The organism is Pseudomonas sp. HR96 (assembly GCF_034059295.1).
Taxonomy (GTDB): domain Bacteria; phylum Pseudomonadota; class Gammaproteobacteria; order Pseudomonadales; family Pseudomonadaceae; genus Aquipseudomonas.
Genome location: NZ_CP139141.1, coordinates 3,075,773 through 3,089,635 on the forward strand (window position 1 = coordinate 3,075,773; position 13,863 = coordinate 3,089,635).

10 protein-coding genes are annotated in these 13,863 nt (G+C 66.6%); 8 read left to right on the forward strand and 2 right to left on the reverse strand.

Annotated elements, in window-relative coordinates; genetic code table 11:
* Nucleotides 1-585: 585 nt before the first annotated feature.
* The 8 genes from SFA35_RS13685 (at nucleotide 586) to SFA35_RS13720 (ending at nucleotide 10,754) form a co-directional block, all read left to right on the forward strand.
* Nucleotides 586-2,142 (forward strand): TolC family protein, encoded by a 1,557-nt coding sequence (locus SFA35_RS13685; RefSeq protein WP_320571084.1) that lies wholly within the window; start codon nucleotides 586-588, stop codon nucleotides 2,140-2,142.
* Complete coding sequence (locus SFA35_RS13690) at nucleotides 2,139-3,089, forward strand: efflux RND transporter periplasmic adaptor subunit (protein ID WP_320571085.1); 951 nt, start codon at nucleotides 2,139-2,141, stop codon at nucleotides 3,087-3,089. The genes SFA35_RS13685 and SFA35_RS13690 overlap by 4 nt, the downstream gene beginning before the upstream one ends.
* 4 nt (nucleotides 3,090-3,093) lie before the next feature.
* Nucleotides 3,094-4,473, forward strand: coding sequence for an HlyD family efflux transporter periplasmic adaptor subunit (locus SFA35_RS13695; protein ID WP_320571086.1), 1,380 nt, complete (start codon nucleotides 3,094-3,096; stop codon nucleotides 4,471-4,473).
* Nucleotides 4,474-4,475: 2 nt separating this feature from the next.
* The gene (locus SFA35_RS13700) at nucleotides 4,476-6,590 is read left to right on the forward strand and encodes an HlyD family efflux transporter periplasmic adaptor subunit (RefSeq protein WP_320571087.1); all 2,115 of its coding nucleotides are present in this window, start codon (nucleotides 4,476-4,478) and stop codon (nucleotides 6,588-6,590) included.
* Between the two features lie 41 nt (nucleotides 6,591-6,631).
* Nucleotides 6,632-7,615 (forward strand): tripartite tricarboxylate transporter substrate-binding protein, encoded by a 984-nt coding sequence (locus tag SFA35_RS13705; protein ID WP_320571088.1) that lies wholly within the window; start codon nucleotides 6,632-6,634, stop codon nucleotides 7,613-7,615.
* A gap of 15 nt (nucleotides 7,616-7,630) precedes the next feature.
* Nucleotides 7,631-8,620, forward strand: coding sequence for a Bug family tripartite tricarboxylate transporter substrate binding protein (locus SFA35_RS13710; protein WP_320571089.1), 990 nt, complete (start codon nucleotides 7,631-7,633; stop codon nucleotides 8,618-8,620).
* A 60-nt stretch (nucleotides 8,621-8,680) separates the two neighbouring features.
* Complete coding sequence (locus tag SFA35_RS13715) at nucleotides 8,681-9,661, forward strand: tripartite tricarboxylate transporter substrate binding protein (RefSeq protein WP_320571090.1); 981 nt, start codon at nucleotides 8,681-8,683, stop codon at nucleotides 9,659-9,661.
* A 73-nt stretch (nucleotides 9,662-9,734) separates the two neighbouring features.
* Nucleotides 9,735-10,754, forward strand: a complete 1,020-nt coding sequence (locus tag SFA35_RS13720) for a tripartite tricarboxylate transporter substrate-binding protein (RefSeq protein WP_320571091.1) — start codon at nucleotides 9,735-9,737, stop codon at nucleotides 10,752-10,754.
* Here the strand turns inward: SFA35_RS13720 and SFA35_RS13725 are convergent.
* Both SFA35_RS13725 and SFA35_RS13730 read right to left on the reverse strand, forming a co-directional pair.
* The gene (locus SFA35_RS13725; RefSeq protein WP_320571092.1) at nucleotides 10,751-11,215 is read right to left on the reverse strand and encodes a hypothetical protein; all 465 of its coding nucleotides are present in this window, start codon (nucleotides 11,213-11,215) and stop codon (nucleotides 10,751-10,753) included. The two genes, SFA35_RS13720 and SFA35_RS13725, sit on opposite strands and share 4 nt — an antisense overlap.
* A 1,013-nt stretch (nucleotides 11,216-12,228) precedes the next feature.
* Nucleotides 12,229-13,860 carry a methyl-accepting chemotaxis protein gene (locus tag SFA35_RS13730; RefSeq protein ID WP_320571093.1) on the reverse strand — a complete coding sequence of 544 codons (1,632 nt, stop codon included), beginning with the start codon at nucleotides 13,858-13,860 and terminating at the stop codon, nucleotides 12,229-12,231.
* Between the last annotated feature and the right edge of the window lie 3 nt (nucleotides 13,861-13,863).

Sequence of the window (13,863 nt, forward strand, 5' to 3'; positions counted from 1 at the left end):
GGGCGGCCGGTGGTGGCCATATTGGACATTTCGCCAGGCGCCAGGAAGATCAAACCGGCCTGGCGGCCTCTCGGGGGCTTTGCCCCCTCCCACGTCGAGCGCGCTCTGCGTTATATGCGGGTTTCGGGCGTAGCCATCCTGCGGCCATCACCTATGACCGCCCCGAACACAAAAAAGCGGTCATAGGCGACACCCCTGGAACGGCACATTCAAAACAAATGTGGGAGCGCGCGAAGCCCGCGATAGGCCGCGCGGGCGGGCGATGGTGGGCATATTGAACATTTCGCCCGGCGCCATGCCCCCCTGAATCGCTCTCTCCAGCACCTTACCCTCTACCACTCATCCACTTCCGCCATGCCAAAACCGACCATTCATCGCCTGAAACGACCGATGGCGCAAGATGTGACGGCTTTCACACGCCAATAAAACCACGCAAACACGGGGCTTTGGACGGTTTTTAGAGTGAGTACTCAGGAATCCCTCGCATCACGGAGCCATCAGTTAGCTATCTTTAGATTGGATCCGGCGAGCCGATCCCATGTGCAAGACGCACTGACTGTGAATTTCGAGCTGTACAGGACTCCCATGCCATCCGATAAACGCACCACGCTGTGCCCTGCAGCCCGCCGCTGGACCCTGGCCCTGGCCGTGTCCTTCGCCGTGACGCTGGCCGGGTGCACCATCGTACCGCAGCCGCTGGACGTCGATGCCCAGGCGGTCAAGCTGAAATCGAGCATCGACGCCACCATCCAGAGCGAAGAGGCAGTGACCGGTCCCATCTCGCTCTACGAGGCCATGGCCCGTGCGCTCAAGTACAACCTCGACCAGAAGATCGAACTGATGGACGAGGCCTACCACCAGAAGGAGCTCGACCTCAACAGCATGGGCATGTTGCCCACCATCGCCGCGTCCGTGGCCCAGACTGGCCGCGACAATGACGCCGGCTCCAGCAGCAAGTCGCTGCTGTCGGGCAAGCAGTCGCTGGAACCGTCCACCTCCACCGACCGCAGCGGCCAGACCGCCGACCTCACGGCGAGCTGGGACGTGCTGGACTTCGGCCTGTCGTACGTCAAGGGCCTGCAGGCCGCCGATGAGAAGCTGATCTCGGCCGAGCGCCGGCGCAAGGTGATCAACCGCATCCAGGAAGACGTGCGCACCGCCTACTGGCGCGCCGTGAGTGCCGACCGCACCTACAAGAAGCTGGTCGACCTCGAAGCCCTGGCGCAGAAAGCCCTGCTGCAGACCCAGCAGCTCGAAGCCCGGCGCCTGGTGCCGCCCCTCACCGTGCTGTCCTACCAGCGCGACCTGCTGCAGGTGCAGGGCGACGTGCAGAAGCTGCAGCGCGAACTGGCGCTGTCGAAGAACCAGCTGGCGGCGCTGATCAACCTCAAGCCCGACACCCGTTTCTCGTTGGTGCTGCCGGACCGCACCGACGTGGTTCCCGAGCTGCCCGGCTCGTCCGACGAGATGGTCATGGTGGGCCTGCGCTTTCGCTCCGAGCTGCGTGAAGGCGGCTACCGCGCGCGCATCAACGAGAACGAGATCAAGGCCTCGTTCATCCGCGCCCTGCCCAGCTTCAAGGCGGCGTTCGGCGCCTCCTACGACTCCAACAGCTACCTCTACAACGACCAGTGGCTGCACTACAGCACTCAGGTCAGCTGGAACCTGATCAACCTGTTCCGCTACCCCATGCAGAAACAGTCGCTGATCGCCGAAGGCAAGGTCATCGAGCAACGCCAGCTGGCCCTGACCCTGGCGGTGATGACGCAGATCCACGTGGCCCGGGTGCGCTTCATCCGCTTCTCCCAGGAGCTGGGCACCGTGCGCAACGCCGAGGAAGTGCAGGAGCACATCCTCGAACTGTCGCGCGGCGGCTTCAACGCCCACACGGTCAGCCAGCAGTCGCTGGTGCGCGAGGAGATGAACGCGATTCTTTCCGAGATCCGCTACGACGCCGCCTACGCCGACGTGCAGAACGCCTACGCCAACCTGTACGGCTCCATGGGCCTGGACAACTTCAACTACGACGTGCGCATCGACGCGCCAATCGCCGAGATTGCAGCCAAGCTGCAGGAACACTGGAGCGAAAGGGCCAGCACCTTGCCTCGGATGCCGGAAGCGGCAGGGAACTCGACACTATGAACGGCAAATCCTCCAAAGCGCTGAAACTGGGCGGCATCGCCGTCGCCGTCGCTCTCGCCTATGGCCTGCTGGCTTCGCCGCACAATCTGCCCCAGGACGCGCCGCTGCCCAACCCACTGGGCAACCCGGCCGTAGCGGCCGAAGCCCCCTCCGTGAGCGTCCCGGCGGCGTCGACCGAAGACCTGCAGCGCCCCGCCGTGGCTCAGCCACTGGCCGCTCCGGCCGCCGCTGCAGCAGCCCCGGCCGCCCCCGCCGCAGTCGCCCCCGACAAGGCCCAGGGCCGCGACGCTCGCGGCCTGGTGCGCGCCGTGCACGAGGCTACGCTGTCGGCCGGCATGGTCGCGCAGATCGTCAAGATGCCGTTCGCCGAAGGCGGCGCGTTCAAGAAGGGCGACCTGCTGGTGGAGTTCGACTGCGAGCGCCCGCTGGCCGAACAGCGCGCCGCTGCGGCCGCCATGCAGGTCGAACAGAAAACCGTGGAGACCAACCAGGAGCTGGAGCGCTTCAACTCCATCGGCAAGTTCGACCTGCTGATCTCGGTGTCCAAGCTGAACAAGGCCAAGGCCGAGCTCGAGGCGCTCAACGCACAGATCCGCCAATGCAAGATCGTCGCGCCATTCACCGGCCGGGTCATCGAAAACAAGATGCACCTGTTCGAATCGGCCTCGGTCAGCCAGCCGCTGCTGCGCATCGTCGACACCAGCAACCTGGAACTGGACGTGATCGTGCCGTCGCAGTGGCTGCAGTGGCTGCGCCCGGGCGCCGCGTTCTCGTTCAAGGTCGACGAGACCGGCAGTGTCAATCAGGCCGTGGTCGATCGCCTGCTGCCCACTGTCGACCCGGTGAGCAAGACCATCAAGATCATCGGCCGGCTCGGCGACGCCTCGGCAGCGAAAACCATTCCCGGGATGAGCGGCACCGCCTCGTTCCGCAACACGGAGTCCTGAGGCCATGTCGGTCAATGTCCAGCTGCCGCCTACCCTGCCCACCGACTCGGACAAGGCGCACCGCGCAGCCCTGCACCTGCTGACGCTGGAGGCCGAGGTGCGCCAGCAGCCGGACGCCGCCAAGGTGCAGTTCCATCTGGTCAACAACGTGCAGCAGATGGTGCCCTACGACCAGGGCATGATCTTCAGCCGCAACCATCCGCGCCTGCCATTGCACCTGACGCAGATTTCCGGGCTGCCGGTGGCCGACCGCCACACGCCACTGGCGCGCGGCCTGCAGAACGTGCTGCGCGAACAGGACCAGGCCGGGCGCCTGGCCAGCCTGCGCACGCTGGAGCTGCCGACCGCTACCGCAGCCGGCAGCGAGGGTGAGGCGCTGGCCGAATTCCCTCTGCGCCACGGCCTCTGGTTGCCCTTGAGCGACCAGGCCGGGCGGGTCATGAGCGGCGCCCTGCTGCTGCGCGTGACGCCGTTCAGCCAGCGCGAACAGGTCATGCTGCAGCGCCTGGGCGACACCTACAGCCACGCCCTGCGCAGCTTCGGCAAGCGCCGCGGGCTGCTTGACAGCCTGCCGCTGTCGAAGAAGAGCCTGGCCATCGCGGTCGCCGTGGTCGTCGGCGTCGGCCTGATTCCGGTGCGCCTGAGCGTGATGGCGCCGGTGGAAGTGGTGGCCGAGCAGCCCTATGTGCTGACCGCGCCGATCAACGGGGTGATCCGCAACATCCTCGTCGCGCCCAACAGCCTGGTGCAGGCCAACCAGGCGCTGGTGCAGTTCGAGGACATCCAGCCGCGCAACGAAATGGTGCTGGCCCAGCAGCAGCTGGCCGTGGCCCAGGCCAAGGACACGCGGACCTCGGCGGCGGCCTTCAACGACACGGTGGCGGCCCACGAAATGGCCATCGCCGGGGCCGAACACGACCTGGCGCGGGTCAACTACAACTACGCCGTCGAAGTGCTGCAACGCACGCAGATGCGCACGCCGATCAGCGGCATGGCGGTGTACAGCGACCGCCGCGACTGGGAGGGCCGGGCGGTGCAGGTCGGCGAGGAGATCCTGCAGGTCGCCGACCCGGCGCGCATCGCCTATCGGGTCGACCTGTCGACCGGCAACGCCATCGAACTGGCCGCCGGCAACCCCATCAGCGTCTACCTGGAGAGCGCGCCGCTGGGCGGCCTCAAGGCGCAGCTGCGCACGGTCAGCTATTCGCCGCACACCACCCCGGCCGGGGTCACCAGCTACACCGTGATGGCCGACCCGCAAAGCGGCGAAACCCCGCGCATCGGTGCACGCGGCACCGCCCGGGTATACGGCGACTACGCGCCGCTGGCGTTCCAGCTGCTGCGCCGGCCGCTGGCGGCCGCCCGCCAGTTCCTGGGGGTGTAGCCATGATCGCCAACGACGCGGTGTTGCCGCCGCTGCGCCAGGAGCTGCGCCTGGAGCCTGCCAGCGCCACGCCCGAGGGGGCACCACGCTGGCGCCTGTACGACCCGCTGCAGCACCGTTTCTTCCTGATTGGCGAAGACGACGTGGGCCTGCTTTCACACTGGGCCTGCGGCACCGTCGGCGCCCTGCGCAAGGCCCTCGGCCGCCTGCAGCAGAGCCTGGACGAAGACCAGCTGGACGGCCTGATGCGTTTTCTCGGCGATCATCATCTGCTGCAGACCAGCGGCAAGCAGGCCAATGCGCGCCTCGCCGACCAGGCCGCTGCGCTCAAGGGTCACGGCCTGCGCGGGCTGATCAACAAGCTTATGGCGTTCCGCCAGCCAGTGTGGAACCCGCGCCGCCTGATCGCCCGCAGCCTGCCGTGGATCGACGCCATCGGCCAGCGCTCCATGCTCGTCGTGTGGGCGCTGCTGACCTTGCTGGGGCTGTACCTGACCAGCCGCCAGTGGGACGACTTTCTCAACACCTTCAGCGACTTTCTCTCGGTCAAGGGCGCGATCTGCTACGCCCTGGCCCTGGCCGGCCTCAAGGTCTGGCACGAACTGGGCCACGCCTACATGGCCACGCGCCATGGCTGCCGGGTGGGCAACATGGGCGTGTCGATCTTCATGGGCGTGCCGATGTTGTACACCGAGCTGGGCGACATCGCCCGGGTCGACAACCCGCGCCAGCGCATGTGGATCGCCGCCGGCGGTGTGCTTGCCGAAAGCCTCGTGGCGGGCCTCGCGACCCTGGCCTGGGCCATCCTGCCCGAAGGCAGCCTGCGCAGCGTGGCCTTCGTGATCGCCACCTCCAGCTGGGTGACCAGCCTGGTGGTCAACCTCAACCCGCTGTCGCGTTTCGACGGTTATCACTTCTGCAGCGACATGCTGCGCATCGACAACCTGCAGCCACGGGCCCTCGCCTACGGCCAGTGGGCCATCGGCCGGGTGCTGTTCGGCGCGGTGGAAAACCCGCCGGAGCCCGTCTCGCGGCGCCGTGCGGCGTTTTTCATCGGTTATGGCGCGCTGGTCTGGCTGTACCAGGTGAGCCTGAGCCTGAGCATCGCCTGGTTTACCTACAAGAGCATCTTCAAGACCCTTGGCGTGCTGATTCTGCTGTACACGCTGCAACATTTCGTTGGCCGGCGCCTGATGCGTGTCGGCAAGCACTGGTGGCGCCTGCGCGAACGTGTGGCCACGCGGCGCCGTGCCCTGCTGCTGGCCCTCGGCACCGGGCTGATCGCCCTGTGCCTGCTGCCGCTGGACCGGCATGTCGACGTGCCGGTGATGCTGGGCTGGCAGTACGAGACGCCGATCCAGGCCCCGGAAAACGCGCGGATCGAGCAGATCTTGGTCAGCCCCGGCGCCCAGGTCGAGCAGGGCCAGGTATTGATGCGTTTCTTTTCCCCGGAACTGGACAGCAAGCGCGACAGCGCCCAGGCCAACCTGACCATCGCCACCGAGCGCCTGAACCGCATTGGCGGCGACGCCGAAGACCGCGCCCAGGCCATTGTCCTGGTGCAGCAACAGCTGCAGGCCCAGGCCGACCTCAAGGGCCTGGCCGAGCGTGCCGGCATGCTGCAATGGCGTGCGCCCAAGGCAGGCGTGGTGGTCGACATGCCGGCCAACCTGCAGGTGGGCCAATGGGTGCGGCCGGACACCACCCTGGGCCGGGTCCTCGAGGGCAGCGCCCAGGACGCCAGCGGCTTTGCCGCCGAAAAGGACCTGCCGCGCCTGCAGGTCGGTGCCCGTGGCGAGTTCCTGCCCGACGAACCGAGCCTGGCCCGGCGCGCCGTGACCCTCACCGGCGTCGACCCCAACGCCAGCGAATTCATCAGCCCCGACAGCCTGAGCTCACGCTACGGCGGCCCCATCGGCACCCAGCCCGACGACAAGGGCAAGGCCGTGCCCGTGCAGGCGCAACATCGCATCCATTTCACCGTCGACGGCGCTGCCGATGGCCGGTTGCCGCAGCGCATCCGTGGCCAGGTGCGCGTCGAGGCACTGCCGCAAAGCCTGGCCAGCCAGGTGCTGATTCACCTGTGGCAGCTGTTGATGGCTGAGCTGCGGGACTGATTGCAAACCCTAAACCGACAATAGAAGTATCAGGTGATCCCATGCTCACGCGCAGACACTTTCTCGGCGGCACTTGCGCCCTCTCCCTGGGTGCTGCGCTGGCGGGCCGGGCATTCGCCGACGCCAACAGCGGCAGCCGGCTGCTGTTCGGCTACCCGCCGGGCGCCGTCGGCAGCAAGCTGGCCAGCGCGCTGCTGCCCATGCTGGCCGCCCAGGGCGGCCCCAGCTACCACCTGGAGAACCTCGACGGGCGCAACACGCGGGTGGCCCGCGATGCCGCCCTGCACGCCGCCCCTGACGGCTCGACCTTGTTGCAGGCCATCTCGGCGTCCATGACCCTGCTGCCCAGCGTGTACAAGGACACCGGCTTCGAGGCGACACGCGACTTCGCACCTTTGGGCTGCATGGGCGATTTCCCCTACGTGCTGGCGGTCGGGCCGCTGGTGCCGGCCAGCGTGGGCAACCTCAAGCAGTACCTGGGCTGGGTCAACGACAACCCTGAGTACCGCAATGTCGGGATCTCCATCTACGGCAGCATCGGCCACCTGGCCGTGCGCACCCTGGTGGCCGACTGTGACGTGCCACTGCGGGTGCAGTCCTATCAGGGCACCACCGGCCTGCTCTCCGACCTGCGCAGCCAGACACTGGCCGCCGCGTTCCTGGCCCCTGGCAGCGGCGCCGACATCGCCCCCGGTGCGGCGATCCGCGCCCTGGGCGTGACCAGCCGGCAGCGCCTGATGTACTGGCCCCAGTTGCCGACCCTGGCCGAACAGGGCTCACCGCGCATGGATTTCAGCGCCTGGTTCGGCTGGTACTGCCAGGCCGCCACCCCAGCCGGCACCCTGCACTCGCTGCGCGAGGCGATCGCGCGCATGCAGGCGTCGGCGCCTTACGCCGATGTCCTCAAACATCTGTTGCTCACCCCCGCCAATCTCGATGCCGAACAGATCAGCGCGCGCCTGCGCGAGGAAACCGCCCACTACAAGACGTTGGTGGCAGGTTTTCAGATCAGCAAGTTCGACTGACCCGGAGTATTTGTCATGTTCGATCGTCGTCGTTTTCTGTTCGGCAGCGGGGCCCTGTTGCTCGGCGCTCACCTGCCCGCCTTTGCCACCAGCACGCCGCCGCTGGATGGTCCGCGGCTGATCTTCGGCTACCCGCCCGGCTCCATCGGCAGCGAGCTGGGCGAAAGCTGCCTGAGCATCTACAACGCGCGCGCCGGCGGGCACTTCAGCTTTACCAACATCGACTCGCACAACTCGCGCACGGCCACCGAGCTGGTCAAGAACGGCCCGGCCGATGGCACGTTGCTGTTGCAGGCGCAGTCGACCTCGATGGTGCTGCTGCCCAGCGTCTACCGCGACCTGGGCTACAACCCGCTGCAGGATTTTGCCCCGGTCGTCTCGCTGACCCAATTGTCCGGGTCACTCACCGTGGGGCCGCTGGTGCCGGCCCGCGTGACCAACCTGGCGCAGTACCTGGACTGGGTAACCGACAACCCCGACCTGCGCGACGTGGGTTACGCCATGTACGGCTCCCAGGGCCATATGGCCACATTGATGCTGGCCCGGGCAAAGTCGGTGGCCATCAGCGGGCGGCCTTACAAGGGCTCGCTGATGATGCTCAAGGACCTGATGAGCGGCGGCCTGGCGGCCGGCTTCACCGCCGCCGGCAACGGCAACCAGGACCTCTGGGCCAGCGGCAAGCTGCGTTCGCTGGGGGTCACCGGGGCACACCGCGAGGCGCATTGGCCGAATGTGCCAACCCTGGCCGAGCAAGGCGTGGCCGGCATGGACCTGAACGCCTGGTACGCCTGGTATGCCCCTGCGACCACGCCCCCCGCTGTACTTCAGCAATTGCGCGACAAGGCCCACACCATGAAGACCGCGCCGGAGTTCGCCCCGCTGCTCAAGCGGCTGAACCTCACGGCGCTGAACCTGGACCCCGAGCAGATTCAGCAGCTGACCACCCGCGAGCTGGCCAGCTACCAGCAGCTGGTGCGCCAGTTCGGAATCAGACCACTGGACTGATGGGATCCGTTTTTCCTTCTATACTGGCAAAAGGCAAGCAGTACGCCTGGAGGTATCACGATGGACCGCAGAACTTTCATCCAGGTCGCCGGCACGCTGATGCTCGGTTCGGCTCTGCCCGCCATCGGCTGGGCCGGCAACAGCGCGCCGCCCGGCCGGCTGGTGTTCGGCATCGGCGCCGGGGCCGTGGGTACCCGGCTTGCCGAAGTGACGCTGCAGCTCATGGCCCGCGAGTACAAGCTGGACTATCGCCTGGAAGTGCACGAGCAACGCAACACTCAGGAGGCCAGTGAAGTGGTCAAGGCTGCCGCGCCCGATGGCGCGACCCTGCTGCAGGCGCAGTCGGCCTCGATGGTGCTGCTGCCCCACCTGTACCGCAGCATGAACTATGACCCGATCAAGGATTTCACCCCCTTGGCGGTACTTGGCGAATACCCTTTCACCCTGACGGTGGGCCCGGCGGTCCCGGCCAGCGTGACCGACATCGACGGTTACGTGACCTGGGTCAACAAGAACCCCGACTACCGCGACCTGGGCTTCGCGGTGTATGGCTCGCAGGTGCATCTGATCAGCCTGATGCTGGCCCGCGGCAAGCAGATCGCCTTGCGCTCGCTGTCCTACAAGTCGCCGCGCTCGCTGGCCGACGACGTCGAGAAAGGCACCCTGGCCGCCGCCATCATGCTTTCCGGTTCTGCTGCCGCCACCAACAGCAAGAGCCTGCGCAACCTGGCGGTCAGCAGCCGGCAGCGCCTGGAACGCTGGCCGCAGGTCAAGACCTTCGCCGAACAGGGCCTGCCAGAGATCAACCTGGCCGGCTGGTACGCCTGGTTCGCGCCGGCCCATACCCCGGATGCCGTGGTGCGCTCGCTGCATGACAAGCTCACCGCCATCCAGACCTTGCCGGACTACCTGGCATTGCAGAAGAGCGTCGTGGTTTCGCCGTTGCCCCTGACGCCGGAGCAGATCGTGGCACGCATACATCAGGAATCGCAAAGCTATGGCGACCTGGTCAACCGTTACGGGCTCAGCCAGATGACCTGAACGTACTTTTTTTCTGGCAAGGCCCGCGTGTATGGAGCTGTAGCGGGCCAGAGATGTTGCAAGGAGCAATACCATGAAACGTAGATCCTTTGTCATCGGCTCAGCCGCTGCCTTGCTCGCTGTCCGGTCCGCTCGGCTGTTCGCCGATAACGCTGCGCCCACCCAGCGCCTGATCTTCGGCCTGCCGCCAGGCGCCCTGGGCACCAAATTGGCGACCGGTGCGCTGGACATCCTCAACGGCCGCGCCAAGTCCGGCTACCAGCTGCAGGTCATCGATAATCGCAACACCCTGCAGGCCACCGAAACCGTCAAGGCCGCCGCGCCCGATGGCAGCACTTTGCTGCAGGTGCAGTCCGGCTCGATGACGCTGTTCCCCAGCACCTACCGCAACCTCAAGTATGACCCCATGACCGACTTCACGCCGTTGGCGGTGATGGGCGAGTACCCTTTCACCCTGACCCTGGGCCCCTTGGTGCCCGCCAGCGTGACTGACGTCAACGGCTACCTGGCTTGGGTCCAGCAGAACCCCGATTATCGTGACCTGGGCTTTGCCCTGTACGGCTCGCAGTCGCACCTGCTGGCGCTGATGCTGGCCCGGGAGAAGGAAGTGGCGTTGCGCGCGCAGTCCTACAAGGCAGCCACGGCGATGTTCGGCGACCTGCAGAACCAGAATCTGGCCGCTTGCATCACCGTGCCTGGCAATACCCTGGGACTGGGCAAGGGTTGCCGTACGGTGGCGGTCAGTTCGGCGACGCGCCTCGAGGGCTGGCCGCAGGTGGCCACGTTCAGCGAACAGGGCCTGCCCAGCCTGGCGATGCTCGGCTGGTACGGCTGGTTCGCCCCGGCGCAACTGCCCGCGGCCACCGCCCAGAGCCTGCGCACGCAGATCGCTGCGGCCCAGGCCACGCCAGAGTTCCTCGCCCTGCTCAAGCGTCTGCTGCTGACGCCGGCGCCGCTGAACCCGGCGCAGATCCACGAGCGCATGAGCCTGGAATTGGTGGAGTACCAGCGGCTGGTCAAGAGTTATGGTCTGACCCAGATGGCCGAAGCGCAGACGCGCTCGCCGGTCGACGCCTTTGCCACGCTGAGTTAATTTGCGCCCCTGCAGACTCGACGGGCGTCGCCGGCCACCAGGTTGTTGGCAGCGGCGCCGTCGATGATGCTGGTGGAATAATCCAGGCCTGAAGCGTTGATCTCGGTGACTTCCAGGCAGCGCACATCGGAGCCGGTCCACAGCTTGGGTACGGTGACCGGCCCGACCTTGGCGCCGGCTTCGTACGGCCCATAAAGGCTGACCACGGCGACGCCGCCCGGCCCGCCCGCGTTCACCGGGCGACCGGCCGAATCGAAGCCGCGGATCTCGATCTGCACCGCGCGCAAGGGCTGCTTGGAAATATTGGTCAGGCTGATCGACAGGTCGACCGTATCGCTGCTGCTGTCATAGGACGGCGCCATGGCGGTGATCTGCACCGGCTTGCCCTCCAGGCTGCCACCGCTGTCGGAACTGCATCCAACCAACAGCGCACAGGCCGCGACTACCCATTGCAACTTCATGAGATTCCATCCCCTTTGCACCCGTCGTCTGGTTGCAAGATTAGTTGAGGATCCCATTTATGCTAGGGGCGCTGCTAGGCCGGTCTTGAGACTCAATCACGGCCACCACCGGCCGCCCGCGCGGCCGGCGGTGGCCATATTGGGCATTTCGCTAAACCCCAGGAAGATCAAACCGGCCTGGCGGCCTCTCGGGGTCTGCGACCCCTCCCACTTTGATCGCGAATGCCTTGTGGGAGGGGGCGAAGACCCCGAGAGGCCGCCAGGCCGGTCTTGAGACTCAATTACGGCCACCAACGGCCGCGCGGGCGGCCGGTGGTGGCCATATTGGACATCGCGCCAAACGCCAGGAGATCAAACCGGCCTGGCGGCCTCTCGGGGTCTGCGACCCCTCCCACTTCGATCGCGAATCCCTTGTGGGAGGAAGCGAAGGCCCCGAGAGGCCGTCAGGCCGGTCTTGAGACTCAATCACGGCCACCAACGGCCGCGCGGGCGGCCGGCGGTGGCCATATTGGGCATTTCGCTAAACCCCAGGAAGATCAAACCGGCCTGGCGGCCTCTCGGGGTCTGCGACCCCTCCCACTTCGATCGCGAATCCATTGTGGGAGGGGGCGAAGACCCCGAGAGGCCGCCAGGCCGGTCTTGAGACTCAATCACGGCCACCAACGGCCGAGCGGGCGGCCGGTGGTGGCCACATTGGGCATTTCGCTATACCCCAGGAAGATCAAACCGGCCTTGCGGCCTCTCGGGGTCTGCGACCCCTCCCACTTCGATCGCGAATCCATTGTGGGAGGGGGCGAAGACCCCGAGAGGCCGCGCGGGCGGCCGGTGGTGGCCATATTGGGCATTTCGCTAAACCCCAGGAAGATCAAACCGGCCCGGCGGCCTCTCGGGGTCTGCGACCCCTCCCACTTTGATCGCGAATGCCTTGTGGGAGGGGGCGAAGACCCCGAGAGGCCGCCAGGCCGGACTTGAGTCTCAAGGCGACCGCTGGCAGCCGTGATTGAATCTCTAGGCTACACCCCCACCTTGAAGCGCCGCACCAGGTCGTCCATCTGCTGCGCCAGGCGCGCCAGCTCGCCGCTGGCAGCGCGGGTTTGGGTGGCGCTGGCGCCGGACTGGTCGGACAGCTGGCGGATGTTGCTCAGGTTGCGGTCGACCTCGCGGGCCACCTGGGCCTGCTCCTCGGCGGCGCTGGCGATCACCAGGTTGCGTTCGTTGATCTCGTTGATGCGGGTGAAGATGTCCTCGAGCATCTGCCCGCTGACCTGGGTCGCCTCCAGGGTGCTGCGGGCACGCTGATTGTTCAATTCGATGGAACCGACCGCTGCACCGGTGCTGCTCTGGATGTCGCTGATCATCTGCTCGATTTCATGGGTCGATTGCTGGGTGCGCTGGGCCAGAGTGCGTACTTCGTCGGCCACTACCGCGAAGCCGCGCCCGGCTTCGCCGGCTCGGGCAGCCTCGATGGCGGCGTTGAGTGCCAGCAGGTTGGTCTGCTCCGACACCGAGCGGATCACGTCGAGCACCTTGCCGATATCATTGGCCTGGGCGGCCAGGCGCTGAATCACCTCGCCGGTGGTCTGCACGTCGTTGCTCATCACGCCGATCTCGCTGAGCACCTTGCGCACCTGGTCGCGGCTGGCATGGGCCAGCTGGTTGGAGGCGCTGGCCGCCTCGGAGGTGGACACCGCGTTGCGCGCCACCTCTTCCACGGCGGCAGTCATCTCGGTCACCGCGGTGGCCGCCTGGTCCAGCTCGTTGTTCTGTTGCATCAGGCCGTCGGTGGTGCGCAGGGTAACCGCGTCCAGCTCGGTGGCTGAGGCGTTGAGCAAGGCGGCGGTCTGGCCGACGTGCTGCAAGGTGTCGCGCTGACTGGCCTGCATGTGCGCCAGCGAGCGGAACAGCTGGCCGATCTCGTTGCTGCTGCGCGCCACCACCGGGCGGCTGAGATCGCCCTTGGCCATGACGTCGAAATGCTCGCCGGCCGCGCGCAACGGCGCCAGCACGCCGCGGCTGATGAAGCTCCAACAGGCGATGGCCAGCACCAGGGTCAGCAGGATCAGCGCGATGGCGGTGTTCTGTGCGTATTGCAGGCGGCTCTCGCTGGCGGCCATGGTCGCCTGCACCGAGGCGTTGATCTGCCCGGTGAAGATCTCCCGTGCCTTGGCGTAGGCCGTGCTGGCGTTCTTGGCGCTGGCATCGATGGCCATGTAGGCCGCCAGCTCGCCTTTGCTGCTGTCGATCTGCTGAGCGACGATCTGCCGGTAGGCATTGAAGGCGGCCTGCACATCGCGGGCACTGGCCAGCAGCTGCGGATCAGTGACCGTGGGCAGGATCTCGTCGATCAGCTTCTGGCCGTTGTTGAGCCGCTCGGTGGCAGCCACAGCGGTCTGGTTGGAAACCTCGATATTGCCCGACAGGCGCGCCAGCATGGCGCTGTGCGCCGAGGCGCTGGCGCGGGTGGTCCAGATGGCGGCGTTGTTGAGCTTGTCCAGCTGCACGGCGGTGAGCAGGTTGAGCGACTTGATCTGCGCGTCGCTGGCGCGGGCGCCATACCAGCCGGTCAGGCTGGCGGCCAACAGGCTGAGGCCAAACACCACCAGCACGCAGAGCATGCCGGTACGGACTTTGAGATGGGTAAGCATGAC

Excerpts from the sequence above, each read along its gene's own strand:
- SFA35_RS13685 (WP_320571084.1), top strand. The coding sequence starts at position 586 with ATGCCATCCGATAAACGCACCACGCTGTGCCCTGCAGCCCGCCGCTGG.
- SFA35_RS13690 (WP_320571085.1), top strand. The coding sequence starts at position 2,139 with ATGAACGGCAAATCCTCCAAAGCGCTGAAACTGGGCGGCATCGCCGTC.
- SFA35_RS13695 (WP_320571086.1), top strand. The coding sequence starts at position 3,094 with ATGTCGGTCAATGTCCAGCTGCCGCCTACCCTGCCCACCGACTCGGAC.
- SFA35_RS13700 (WP_320571087.1), top strand. The coding sequence starts at position 4,476 with ATGATCGCCAACGACGCGGTGTTGCCGCCGCTGCGCCAGGAGCTGCGC.
- SFA35_RS13705 (WP_320571088.1), top strand. The coding sequence starts at position 6,632 with ATGCTCACGCGCAGACACTTTCTCGGCGGCACTTGCGCCCTCTCCCTG.
- SFA35_RS13710 (WP_320571089.1), top strand. The coding sequence starts at position 7,631 with ATGTTCGATCGTCGTCGTTTTCTGTTCGGCAGCGGGGCCCTGTTGCTC.
- SFA35_RS13715 (WP_320571090.1), top strand. The coding sequence starts at position 8,681 with ATGGACCGCAGAACTTTCATCCAGGTCGCCGGCACGCTGATGCTCGGT.
- SFA35_RS13720 (WP_320571091.1), top strand. The coding sequence starts at position 9,735 with ATGAAACGTAGATCCTTTGTCATCGGCTCAGCCGCTGCCTTGCTCGCT.
- SFA35_RS13725 (WP_320571092.1), bottom strand. The coding sequence starts at position 11,215 with ATGAAGTTGCAATGGGTAGTCGCGGCCTGTGCGCTGTTGGTTGGATGC.
- SFA35_RS13730 (WP_320571093.1), bottom strand. The coding sequence starts at position 13,860 with ATGCTTACCCATCTCAAAGTCCGTACCGGCATGCTCTGCGTGCTGGTG.